This window comes from Microcoleus sp. BM001215392 (assembly GCF_036700185.1).
Classification (GTDB): domain Bacteria; phylum Cyanobacteriota; class Cyanobacteriia; order Cyanobacteriales; family Microcoleaceae; genus Microcoleus.
The window spans coordinates 1-10,719 of the sequence record NZ_JAUBOJ010000262.1 but is presented as its reverse complement, the minus strand read 5'-3'; the positions used below and the strand labels follow the sequence as shown (position 1 = coordinate 10,719).

The 10,719-nt window shown below is 44.7% G+C and carries 11 protein-coding genes and 1 pseudogene; 6 read left to right on the top strand and 6 right to left on the bottom strand.

The features are described 5' to 3' along the window. Window positions 1-151 precede the first annotated feature (151 nt). Window positions 152-871 (bottom strand): pentapeptide repeat-containing protein, encoded by a 720-nt coding sequence (locus tag QT974_RS23400; RefSeq protein ID WP_333470813.1) that lies wholly within the window; start codon window positions 869-871, stop codon window positions 152-154. Between the two features lie 632 nt (window positions 872-1,503). Between QT974_RS23400 and QT974_RS23395 the strand changes: the two genes are divergently transcribed. Further along, the gene (locus QT974_RS23395; protein WP_333470812.1) at window positions 1,504-2,217 is read left to right on the top strand and encodes a tetratricopeptide repeat protein; all 714 of its coding nucleotides are present in this window, start codon (window positions 1,504-1,506) and stop codon (window positions 2,215-2,217) included. Between the two features lie 73 nt (window positions 2,218-2,290). On the opposite strand, the gene QT974_RS23390 is transcribed toward QT974_RS23395, so the two are convergent. Continuing rightward, window positions 2,291-3,634, bottom strand: a complete 1,344-nt coding sequence (locus tag QT974_RS23390) for a peptidylprolyl isomerase (RefSeq protein ID WP_333470811.1) — start codon at window positions 3,632-3,634, stop codon at window positions 2,291-2,293. Between the two features lie 119 nt (window positions 3,635-3,753). Between QT974_RS23390 and QT974_RS23385 the strand changes: the two genes are divergently transcribed. Beyond that, window positions 3,754-4,305, top strand: a complete 552-nt coding sequence (locus QT974_RS23385; protein ID WP_333470814.1) for a peroxiredoxin — start codon at window positions 3,754-3,756, stop codon at window positions 4,303-4,305. A gap of 243 nt (window positions 4,306-4,548) precedes the next feature. Here QT974_RS23385 and QT974_RS23380 read toward each other — a convergent pair whose 3' ends face one another. After that, window positions 4,549-5,088, bottom strand: a complete 540-nt coding sequence (locus QT974_RS23380) for a phosphate-starvation-inducible PsiE family protein (protein ID WP_333470810.1) — start codon at window positions 5,086-5,088, stop codon at window positions 4,549-4,551. Window positions 5,089-5,146: 58 nt separating this feature from the next. On the opposite strand from QT974_RS23380, the gene QT974_RS23375 reads away from it, so the two are divergent. The 3 genes from QT974_RS23375 to clpS all read left to right on the top strand — a co-directional run bounded on the left by QT974_RS23375 (window position 5,147) and on the right by clpS (window position 6,566). Further along, on the top strand, window positions 5,147-5,317 hold the full coding sequence (locus QT974_RS23375) for a hypothetical protein (RefSeq protein ID WP_333470809.1): 171 nt from the start codon (window positions 5,147-5,149) through the stop codon (window positions 5,315-5,317). Window positions 5,318-5,460: 143 nt separating this feature from the next. Continuing rightward, the gene (locus tag QT974_RS23370; RefSeq protein WP_333470808.1) at window positions 5,461-6,063 is read left to right on the top strand and encodes a superoxide dismutase; all 603 of its coding nucleotides are present in this window, start codon (window positions 5,461-5,463) and stop codon (window positions 6,061-6,063) included. A gap of 209 nt (window positions 6,064-6,272) precedes the next feature. After that, window positions 6,273-6,566, top strand: a complete 294-nt coding sequence (gene clpS, locus QT974_RS23365; protein WP_332982802.1) for an ATP-dependent Clp protease adapter ClpS — start codon at window positions 6,273-6,275, stop codon at window positions 6,564-6,566. Window positions 6,567-6,762: 196 nt separating this feature from the next. Here clpS and QT974_RS23360 read toward each other — a convergent pair whose 3' ends face one another. Continuing rightward, window positions 6,763-8,229: an RNA-guided endonuclease InsQ/TnpB family protein gene (locus QT974_RS23360; protein WP_333470807.1), complete on the bottom strand. Its 1,467-nt coding sequence runs from the start codon at window positions 8,227-8,229 to the stop codon at window positions 6,763-6,765. 41 nt (window positions 8,230-8,270) lie between these two features. On the opposite strand from QT974_RS23360, the pseudogene tnpA reads away from it, so the two are divergent. Beyond that, window positions 8,271-8,685, top strand: a pseudogene (gene tnpA / locus QT974_RS23355) (IS200/IS605 family transposase). Window positions 8,686-8,841: 156 nt separating this feature from the next. On the opposite strand, the gene QT974_RS23350 reads toward tnpA, so the two are convergent. Together QT974_RS23350 and QT974_RS23345 are read right to left on the bottom strand one after the other, a co-directional pair. Continuing rightward, the gene (locus QT974_RS23350; RefSeq protein ID WP_333470806.1) at window positions 8,842-9,339 is read right to left on the bottom strand and encodes a plastocyanin/azurin family copper-binding protein; all 498 of its coding nucleotides are present in this window, start codon (window positions 9,337-9,339) and stop codon (window positions 8,842-8,844) included. A gap of 75 nt (window positions 9,340-9,414) precedes the next feature. After that, window positions 9,415-10,533, bottom strand: coding sequence for a tocopherol cyclase family protein (locus QT974_RS23345; RefSeq protein WP_333470805.1), 1,119 nt, complete (start codon window positions 10,531-10,533; stop codon window positions 9,415-9,417). Window positions 10,534-10,719: the final 186 nt, after the last annotated feature.

Genomic DNA, 10,719 nt, shown 5'->3' with positions numbered 1-10,719 from the left:
AGATTTTATGTCCAAATGCTACGCCCTTCTAGGATTTTTGCACTCTTGTCTAATTAATTGTGGAACAAGCATTTTAGCTATAAATAGCAATTAATTGCGCACAGGCCCTAAAGCCTGTTATTGCTGGGTTATTAAATTATTCAGACGCAGTTTACTTTAAATTAAAGCCAATTTGTTCATTATTAATAGAACCGTCAGGCATGATTGCCCCAACCAGCAGCGCACCTCTAAGATTTGCTCCAGTTAGATTAGCGCCTTCTAAATTAGCATTGCTCAGATTTGTGATTTGTTTGGAACCTCGGAAAAAGAAGCTGTGCAAGTCAGCATTTGTCAAATTAGTATCGGCTAAATTGGCATATTGCAAGTCAGCACCGTGCAGCGTCGCATCAGTTAAATTAGCTTGGGTGAGATTGCTACCCCACAGTCGAGAATCCAATAAATTAGCATCTTGTAAATTAGCGCGAGTCAGATTTGCTAAAGTCAGATTGGCATCCCACAATTTGGTGCGGTTGAAATTAGCTTCGCTTAAATTGGCTCGACTCAGATCGGTACCTAAAATATCAGCATTTGCTAAATTGGCTGCGGTGAGATTGGCGTCAGAAAGATCGGCATTTTTTAAGTTGGCGCCGCTCAAATTAGCGCCGCTCAAGTTGGCGCCGCTCAAGTTGGCTTCTTGGAGATTAGCTCCCTGCAAATCTGCCTCGCTCAAATCGCACTGCTTCCAGAGAAAGCTGACGCACCAATTATCTTTTAATAGCTGACTCAGATCCTCTGGGTTGGCGGCGATCGCAAGAGGAGTTGAGTAGAGAGTGAACAGCACGATCGCCAACACTGCCGCGAATAAAGTTTTCAACCTCAGAACTCTTTTCATTGACACTAATTTGCGCAATAGATTCTTGATGTGTAATCTAAAGCATATCAAATAATCGGCAACTTTCGGCAGCAATCTTACTCAAAACTATTAGTTAAATCTCAGTCGGGGGTGCGGGCGCCAAGTTAACTCAAGCCGTCTGGGATGCGCTGTCTGGCTACAAACCAGTTTGTTTGATAGATGTCTCGCTGTCAAACTCCTATTTTTCGGAACAATAGGGTATCGGATAGCTGCCGGTTCGATCGGAATTTACCGATAACGCATCCCTAGAACCTCATAAACTGCTGCCCATTTAAATTGTATCTGGCGATCGACTCTTCTGGAAAAATCTCAAATCTCTCGTCCTGGGCTCCTCGCACCCTCTTAGACTCAGACACTCCTACACTCTCCAAAGGGTGACGGCTAACAAACCGCCCAGCTCGCCTCAAACAACGATAGTTAGGGGGTCATAGACCTTATTTTCGGTAATTGCGATCGAAATCACTAACTAAGCTAACTCAGATTACACAAGTCAATGTTGGAGCATCACCAACTCCCAGCCAACTTATCACCTTCGTCAGAGTACGGATATCACTCTCAGTAAGTGAAGTATCCCAGACAATGAAAGTATAGTGTTCAACCCCCACCCTGCCATGCCTACTATCCCGATTTTCTCAAGCCAATTAGTTGTCACCACTATTGTCCAGTCGATCGAAGCTTTGGGATTTCCTAATATTGCAGGCAGAGTATTTTCACGCGAGCAAGCCCAAGCGCGACAAGAGGCAAATTTAAAGGTTAACACCACAAAGCTTTACACCCAAGGTTTAAAAAATCTCGAACAACAAGAGTTGCACCCTGCGATTCAATATTTCACCGCTACCATTAAGCTTAATCCGCAATTCGCGCCAGCTTACAACGATCGCGGTGTGGCGCGCTACAGATTGGGTCATACACAGTCTGCGATCGAAGATTTAACTACCGCCATCGAACTCAATCCTTACCGGGCCAAGTATTACAGCAATCGCGGGTTTATGCTGACTCGTTTAAAAGATTATACTGCGGCGATCGCAGATTACAACTCGGCACTGATGCTCAACCCCAATTTAGCCCAAGCATATTTTAACCGCGGCTCTATCCGCCTGCAAATGGAAAATTGCCTAGCAGCACTAGCTGATTTTGAGTCAGCAATTCGGCTCAATCGCGATTTTGCTAAAGCTTACTTCAACCGAGGATTGACTAGATATAAATTGAGAGAAGTACAGGGAGCATTTGAGGATTTTCAGAAAGCGGCAGGGCTGTTTAAGCAGCAAGGGAAAATGGATTGTTATCAAGATGCGGTCGCGAAACTTAGAAAACTATGGTATTAGTCATTAGTTATTAGTCATTGGGAATTAGGAATTGGCAAGGTGCGCAGCGCGCACCCTACATCTATACTCAAAATTAGCCAATTCTGACGGCAGGGTCTCCGGGTGGCAAGCCACCAAGTGGGGAAACATTACTAGCGGTAATTGCAAAAGTAGCACTTTGAACTACTGCGGGGGCGACATTTTGAATCACAGCCCTTCCATCTATCAATTGAATGACAGTGTTGTTTCCAGACGCAATGAATGAGACAGTTGATAAATTGCTGGTAGCAATCCCAATGCGATCGCCCTCTCCCGGTTTAAAATCAAGTATGATATCGGTGTCATTAGTTAACAAAAGCGTAGTTATGTCCGTGGCTTGTAGAACAAAAGTATCTGCACCATTACCGCCAGTGAGAGTGTCATCGCCAAAATCGTTAAACAAAAAATCATTGCCATCGCCGCCGATTAAAACGTCATTCCCTCTGCCCCCTCGCAAAAAGTCGTTACCAGCATCGCCGTTGAGAATATCGTCGCCGAGATTTCCGTTGAGAATATCGTTGCCAACACCACCGTTAATTAGATCGTTTCCTTTGCCGCCTCTCAGAAAATCATCGCCTGCTTCGCCACTGATGGTATCATTGCCCTGGCTGCCGTTAATTGCATCATTAGTTGGTGAACCAGTTATGCGATCGTTCACTGAACCTCCCAGTACACCGCTGGGATTTTGTTGAGAATCTTGGGAAGTAACTTGATAGTTGTTGGGACTGTTTTGCAATCTGAGCGATCGCAAAGGTAGATTTACGAGATTGGTAGTATTAATGAAATTATTGAGCAAATTAACATCGGTAATGACGGTGGAAATTCGACCGGGAACAATTCCTTGAACGACTTTGGCACTCGAAATGCGATCGCCCTGCTGCACCGCATTCACCGTCTCAAACCCTTGAGTTACATTGCCAAAAACAGCATAATTTCCGTCTAAAAACGGTAAAGCATCCAAAGTAAAATAGAACTGCGAAGAAGCCGAATTCAAAGCAGTAGAACGAGCCATCGCAACAGCCCCGCGAGTGTGCGGCAACTGCGGCGTCTGAGTCACAACTTGATTGTAAACAGGTTGCGCCGCCCCTTGCGGCTTGATTTCCAAAGGAATAAAACGCGCCTGATTGGTATCAGGGTCAATAAAATTACCCGTTCCCAACTGACTGGCGGGAATGGTAGTATCTTTGCTGCGCGGATCGCCTCCTTGCACCACAAAAGGATCTGGCTGGCGCACAACTCGGTGAAACATCACCCCGTCGTAAGTGCCGCGTTCAACTAAATCCACAAAATTGCCCCCAGTAATCGGGGCATTAGTGCCGTCTACTTCGATCGTAACGGGTTGACCGTTAATTACCTGTACTACTGTAACTTTGCCTGGTAACGGGAGTGCAGCGGCCATAAGTAAATTGCTATTTGAGTAAGTGATATTTGGGTTCCAGAGGCAATCCGCGAATTGCCCCTACCTATTTAATCAGAAAACAGTAAACTTGTGTTATGTACGGTTCTACTCGTAAATTTATGATTTCGCGCCGCAATTTTTTTAGCACTTTATTGGCAATTTGTCTAGTCTTTCTGAGTTTCAATTTTGCCGCCCCTGCTTTTGCCCTCGGCGGCACACTTCCAGCGGTGAATCAAGCTGCACCGGATTTTAGTTTGCCGACAAACAGCGGCGGCGGACAAGTATCGCTGTCGGATTATCGCGGTAAATGGCTGGTAGTCTACTTCTATCCCAAAGATTTTACATCCGGTTGTACGATCGAAGCGCGTCGATTCCAACAAGACTTACCGAAATACTTAGCAAAAAACACTCAAATCATCGGGATTAGCGCCGATGATATCAACTCCCACGCGGAATTTTGCGATTCTGAAGGTTTGAAATTTCCGCTGTTAGCCGATACCGACGGCACAGTGAGTAAAGCTTACGGTTCTTGGATGAGTTTCATCTCGGCACGGCACAGTTTTATCATTGACCCGGAAGGCATTTTGCGGGAAACTTTTGTAAAAATTAATCCGGCGAGTCACTCGAAAGAAGTGTTAGCTCGTTTGGGGGAATTGCAGGCTAACGGCTAATATTGTGTCACCACGAATAACCGCCATCAAATAGGTTCGATCGTTCGGACGAAGAGTCCTTCTTCAGGATTATTCTCATCACCGTAAAAACAGGTTCGCAGTGAGGACGCATAGTCCTTATTCATGAGTTTATAAGGACTGTGCGTCCTCACTACAAACCTTATATTACTTATTTTACAGGACACGATGACTGATAACGAGACAAGCTGTAGAGCAAATCTAAAATCTCCTGTCCCACCAAAATTAATGAGAATTAAACTTACTATTGACTCCAACAGGCTCGGAAGAAGATGTAGGCTCTGACAGATTTCTCTTTTTGCTAGCGAGACGGCGTTCCGGGTCAATGCCCTCGAAAGTTGGCGGCAACCAAACTCGGATGACCAACAACACTCCCAAAACCAGCAAAAATGCGCCTGTTGATAATATTTGAACCCAGGGAGTTTCCAGAACTCCCCGCACGATAACTTCTCGCAGAACAGATACAATACAAACTTCGACAGCCACACCAATCGAAACCCGCTGCTCTTGCAAGTAAATAATCAGCAGCCGAAACAATTCCACCAAAACCAATAAAAATAAAATATCGGCAGTCACTTCCTGAAAATTCAAAGGAGGTAACAGCGAGAAAAACATTTCTCGCAGTTCCAGCACCATGAAGCAAAACAAACCGATGCACAAAGAAATGACAATTAAGTCTTGAACTGTTTCCAGACCGCTGACTATTAGTTTCAAATTCAACCATTGCGCGGGGTGACTGGTCTGGTTATTTGAACGGTTTTCCATTGATGACTCCTAGAATCTGTTGGACTTGCTTACAGCTTAAGTTAAATTGAGCTTATCTGTGGCAAAAAACAGGTTTAATTTATTTATCAGCATCATCAAACTTCCACCTGTTGACAATTTTTCCAAAATTTTTATTTCTCGCGCAGGCGGGTTGACTTTTTGCAAAGGTTTGTGCTATGTAAAACCTGCGATCGGTAAATTTGGTGAAAACCAGAATGCCAAATCCTAAAATGCTGCAACTGAGATAAAATATGAAAATTGTAAAGAATTATTTACGACAGCTTGATAAACTCAAGCTAACGACTCTAGGCTCAAATCAAACAAAAGCCGGAAAGTCAACCTAAAAAAGCCACCAAGAGAGGATTGAACACAATGGCATTTACACTCGCACCATTACCCTTCGCCGCTGACGCCTTAGAGTCAGGTCATATGTCGGCCAACACGTTTTCGTTCCACCACGACAAGCATCACGCTGCTTATGTGACCAATCTCAACAAATTGATTGAAGGCACCGAACTAGCCAGCAAATCTCTCGAAGAAATTGTGATGGCATCTGCAAAAGACCCATCCAAAGCCGGCATTTTCAACAATGCAGGTCAAGTTTGGAACCACAATTTCTTTTGGAATTCCCTCAAGGCTGGCGGCGGCGGCGCTCCGACAGGAGCTTTAGCTGATAAAATCAACGCCGACTTCGGTAGCTTTGACAAATTCAAAGAAGAATTCAAGGCTGCGGCGACAACTCAGTTCGGCAGCGGCTGGGCTTGGCTGGTTTTGGATAACGGCACTTTGAAAGTTACCAAAACTGCGAACGCCGACACTCCGGTAGCACACGGTCAAACTCCGTTGCTGACTTTGGATGTGTGGGAACACGCTTATTATTTGGATTTCCAAAATCGCCGTCCCGATTATATTGCTAATTTCTTGGATAATTTGGCTAACTGGGATTTCGCAGCAGCCAATTTGGCCGCGGCTTAGTAGCATAGGATTTTAGTCCTTCTTGATTTGAGGACTAAAGTTCTCACTGCAAACTTCATAGGTTCGTAGTGAGGACTTTAGTCCTTCTTGATGGATGGCGAAGCCGATCGAACTACAACGAAGTAATAGTTAAAAAATTCGGAAATTGTGTTATAGTGCGATCGGTAACTATTTTACAAATTTTGTAGTATTCAGTGGCTGTTCGCGCGATGACCTCTTCACCAACCATAGCACCCGTTCGATCGAGTCAAGTTACCCGCAAGCCTTATCCCAACTATCGGGTAATAGTTCTCAACGACGATTTCAACACGTTTCAGCACGTTGTGGAATGTTTGACCAAATACATTCCAGGAATGACGAGCGATCGAGCTTGGAAACTAGCCAACCAAATTCACAACGAAGGTCAAGCCACCGTCTGGGTTGGCCCGCAAGAGCAAGCAGAACTTTATCATATGCAATTAAGCCGTGCTGGGCTGACAATGGCTCCCCTAGAGTCCACTTAACTCGACGCATTTTAACCAAAATCTTTCTTCGCCCAGCCCCGCTTCGCGAAGCCTGCTGCGACTAAAGCAATCTCAGCCTCAAAGAGCTGGCTTTGTACTTCGCCCCAGACAAGGAATAAGAGGGTAATTCCTGATTGACCAACTCAAATTCTTGATATTTTAGTCAAGCTATTAATGTAGTGAACTAACCTGACGGTCAACTGGGTACAGTTAGACCGCAGGCTTCTTTTTCCTTTTCTGCAAAGGCTTTTTTGAGTGACGGAGTTCCCCCGCCACTTTCGTAACTTAGACCAATTTTCTTGATGAGCTTGGCCGAGTTTTCATCTCGATCCAAAGACTCGCCACACAGACAAGAGTGCCATCGTTCCGACAATTCCTTCGGAACTTTATTGAGGCAGTTCCAACAGTGCTGGGAAGTTCCCTTCGGGTCAACAAGCAAAACGCTTTTACCTAGTTTCCATGCGACATACTTCAGGACATTGGCAAATTGCCCGTGAGCAGCATCAAGCATGGATTTATTCAAACCGCTTTTAGCTGACTGATTGTTCGGCAAATAAACCAAATTACCACGATCAATATCAGTTTTAGGCTTGGCACGTCTAGTTAGATTCTTGACACTCAAATCTTCAATAACCAAAATATCACACTTGCTAAACAACTCATGTGCAGTTTTGAATTGAAAATCTAATCGGGATCTAGCCACGAACTGATGGAGTCTAGAAACCTTGTCCTTGATGATTTTCCAGGGTTGAGAACCTTTAACTCTATTAGCCAGTTTCGTTTGGAGCCTTGCCAACTTTTGGGCCGACTTCCTCAAGAATCTAGGATTCTCGATTCTTTCGCCATTGGAAAGATAAGCGTAATTAGTTATTCCCAGATCGACACCAACAGTATTCTCGACCGTCGGTTGAATTTCTGCAACCGTTACGGGAACCGTCTGATCTTCTAACGTCAGTGAAATATACCACCCATCCGCTTCTTTGATAACTGTACCCGTCTTAACCTTGAAACCCGTTGGTATTGGACGATGGAACACCATCGGCACTTGACCTATTTTTGCGAGGTCAATACAAATCCTGTTTTGCTCATCTTTGATAATATCTAAATTATCCAATTGAGGGTAGGTAAAAGATTTGTAGTAGGGTCGCCCTTTGAATTTAGGCTTGCCTCTGCGATTACCATTTTTATCCGGTGTAGTAAAGTTTGAAAAGGAAGTTTCTACTCTGTTGACGACATCTTGCAGGACTTGCGAGTCCAATACTTGGTAGTCAGGAAATAGCTTTTTTGTGTTTTTCAGGTCAGCAAGTTGTATCGTCTGCCACTGCACGTACCCGCCTTCAATGTTCCAGAAAACATCACCTTTCCTGGTCAAAGGATTGCCCGATTCATCCTTCTTTCTGCCATCCCTAGTTTGCACTCTGGTCAAGGGGATATTTCGATAAATCTCCTCAAGAGGGACTATCGAGACAACTAATGGGCAGGCATCAATGGGCGTCCTCGTGGATTCCCACCATCTAAATCTTTCACCGAGTCGGTAGTTATACTGTCGGCGACAAAGTTCTAGATGAGCCACAATCGTTACGAGTTGGGCTTTTGTGGGCTTGAGGCGGTATTTGTATGTGAGTTGGATTTTCACTTCCTGTTTTCGACCTGACCACAGCATAGTTGGTGTATCCTAAAAAAGTAACACTAACAAGAGGGAATGTGAAAAACGATTTCGTGTCAAGCGCCCGCTCGGTTTCAGACCGAGCGGGCTCATTTAGTCATGTGCACTAAGTATAGGCGAAAGGTGTTCAACGCCGAAATGCTGACCAGGCTTCATTAAGTATTCGCCAACCTGAGCGAAAAATGGTCATGCAAGCTCATAGAGTTCAACGGCGAAGAGGATCACATTCACTTCTTGTTTCAGTATTACCCGCAAATGGATTTGTCAAAGTTTGTGAACAATATCAAGTCGGTAGCGAGTCGCCGACTCAGGAGTGAATTAAGAGAAAGGGTGAATGAGTTTTACCGCAAAGATGTTTTGTGGAGTAGTTCGTATTTCATTGCTTCCTGTGGAGGTGTTACAGTATCAACACTATTGAAGTACATTGAGAATCAGGATGCTCCCGAAAATTGATTAGTAGTAAATAAGTTTAATTGTCGGCTTCCGTTCCTCCATCCGACGAGCCTTTCATCAAGCGCGGTAATTCATTCGGGGGTACTTCGCGCAGCAATTGAGATTCATCCCCCTCTGAATATACTCCAGGACTTCCCGGCTGATAGTTAACAGGCCTTAAGAGGCGATCGCAATTTTGCCAATCATCCCCGCCTCTGTATGTCCAGCTACGGTACAGCGCAGGTTGTAGGTTCCCGATTTCACCGGCACGAACACCCATTCAGCTACAGCCCCCGGCTTCAGTTCCAGTTCGTGAATGCCTCCTTTAATTTCTACATTACCTGCTTCAACTTTTTGAGTCCAACTGGCATCAGCAAAGTTTTTTGCAGTAAAATAATGTTTCTGAGAACTGGGATTTTTCAGCACTAATTTGTAGCGTTTTCCTGATTCAAATTTTAGCAGATTGGGAAAAAACTTTAGTTCTCCAGCTTGGCTGCCCAAACTAACAGTAACTTCGGTGACTGGTTGGCGAGACAAATCGCTAGCATTGGCAATTGTCCCCGGCATCAAGATTGTGCCGAAACATAAAATTAGTCCCAAAATTACCTTGAGATTTTGTTGTAACCGCTGGCTGCGGTAAATTTTGCCTAATTTCAAACCGAGTAAATTCATCATGGCTGTTCTAAGTAATGTTCGCGGTTAAGTGTTAACTGACTGCTGTCAATTATCAACTGTCAACTGACTAATCACTTAATTCGATCGCCAAACTTCATCCCAAGGCCCGCCCCCAACTTCCAAACCCGACAAAGAACTCTGGGCCTCTAGGATAATTTTAGAACGCTGCTTGCCATTTTTTTCAACATTTCCCCCCAACAATTCTCGCAGTTGCAAGCGCAAGTTGCCGTGAGTCGTATCCCGACAGCAAAAAGCCATGCCCTTAGCTGTAGGAGTTCGCACGTAAGTGCCCGGAGAGTTTGCCGTCCCAATTAACTCTACTTCAAACTGACTGTTTCTTGCCTGCATTTTCCAGCTTCCCCAAGGTTCTATATGCCAACTAACTTGCGAATTCCAAGGCACAAATTCGTAGAATTTGCCTCGGTAATGGATGCCAATCATTGCCACCGATTCCATCCACCACAGCACGCCTCGCTTGCCGCCGCCAGCCGTTAAAGCTAAATCGCTTTCCCCTTGAAAAGAATTGCAATTAATCCAAAACCACTTTTGCGGAAAAGCACCCCCCCAGTTTTTTTCGCTGTAAGCGGGAGCATCTTTGAATTCGTAGCGTTCGCCGTTCCAATCGATCCAGCCCGTGGCTAAACCGTGAGCCATTAAAATTTGCCACCCCGGCTCAAATACGGGCAGAAAAGATAGCATTCCTGCGGTGGATTTCTGGAGATAGTCAGAGTTTCCCCAACCGTAAACAGGTTGGATTTCGTACTGCCAAAAACAGTGATTGCCAGTTCCTGGATCGTGCAGATAACCTTGATTCAAAGTAGCAGTAGCTTGATAGCCTTCTTCGACGCGGCTGTCGAATACTTGCGGTTCTAAATATTCTGGTTTAATTTGTAAGTCTGTTTTTCCCCAATGTCCAAAACCCAAGCTTTCTCGGTGCGCCCAAAACTTATTTACGTCGGGGAAGGTGCGGCACAAATAGCTATCTTTGGGGCCGAGAATTTGGGCGGCACCGCCGCTGTAAGGTTGACCGCCTCTGGGGTCTTCGATGGAATACATGAAGGCAAATGATTGTCCGTGAATTGGTAATGTTATTCGGTAGTACCAGCCTTCAAAAAACCGCCGGGAACTGCTGTCCCAGTGGTAGCCGCTGTGGGGAGTTTCAATTTTTTTGAGTTTTGAGGGTGTATTTGACATAAAATTACTAATAGCAGAAAGAAGAGTCATTAGTCAGCAGTCAGTAGTTAACGGTTAACAGTTAACAGTCAACAGTCAACGGTTAACAATGCCCAATGCCCAATGCCCAATGCCCAATTATATAATGACTAATGACTAATGACTACTGACTAATGACTACTGACTAATGACTACTGACTAATGACT

Coding starts and splice junctions, on each gene's coding strand:
- QT974_RS23400 (WP_333470813.1), bottom strand. CDS start 871: ATGAAAAGAGTTCTGAGGTTGAAAACTTTATTCGCGGCAGTGTTGGCG.
- QT974_RS23345 (WP_333470805.1), bottom strand. CDS start 10,533: ATGTCAAATACACCCTCAAAACTCAAAAAAATTGAAACTCCCCACAGC.
- QT974_RS23390 (WP_333470811.1), bottom strand. CDS start 3,634: ATGGCCGCTGCACTCCCGTTACCAGGCAAAGTTACAGTAGTACAGGTA.
- clpS (WP_332982802.1), top strand. CDS start 6,273: ATGACCTCTTCACCAACCATAGCACCCGTTCGATCGAGTCAAGTTACC.
- QT974_RS23360 (WP_333470807.1), bottom strand. CDS start 8,229: ATGCTGTGGTCAGGTCGAAAACAGGAAGTGAAAATCCAACTCACATAC.
- QT974_RS23385 (WP_333470814.1), top strand. CDS start 3,754: ATGATTTCGCGCCGCAATTTTTTTAGCACTTTATTGGCAATTTGTCTA.
- QT974_RS23350 (WP_333470806.1), bottom strand. CDS start 9,339: ATGATGAATTTACTCGGTTTGAAATTAGGCAAAATTTACCGCAGCCAG.
- QT974_RS23395 (WP_333470812.1), top strand. CDS start 1,504: ATGCCTACTATCCCGATTTTCTCAAGCCAATTAGTTGTCACCACTATT.
- QT974_RS23380 (WP_333470810.1), bottom strand. CDS start 5,088: ATGGAAAACCGTTCAAATAACCAGACCAGTCACCCCGCGCAATGGTTG.
- QT974_RS23370 (WP_333470808.1), top strand. CDS start 5,461: ATGGCATTTACACTCGCACCATTACCCTTCGCCGCTGACGCCTTAGAG.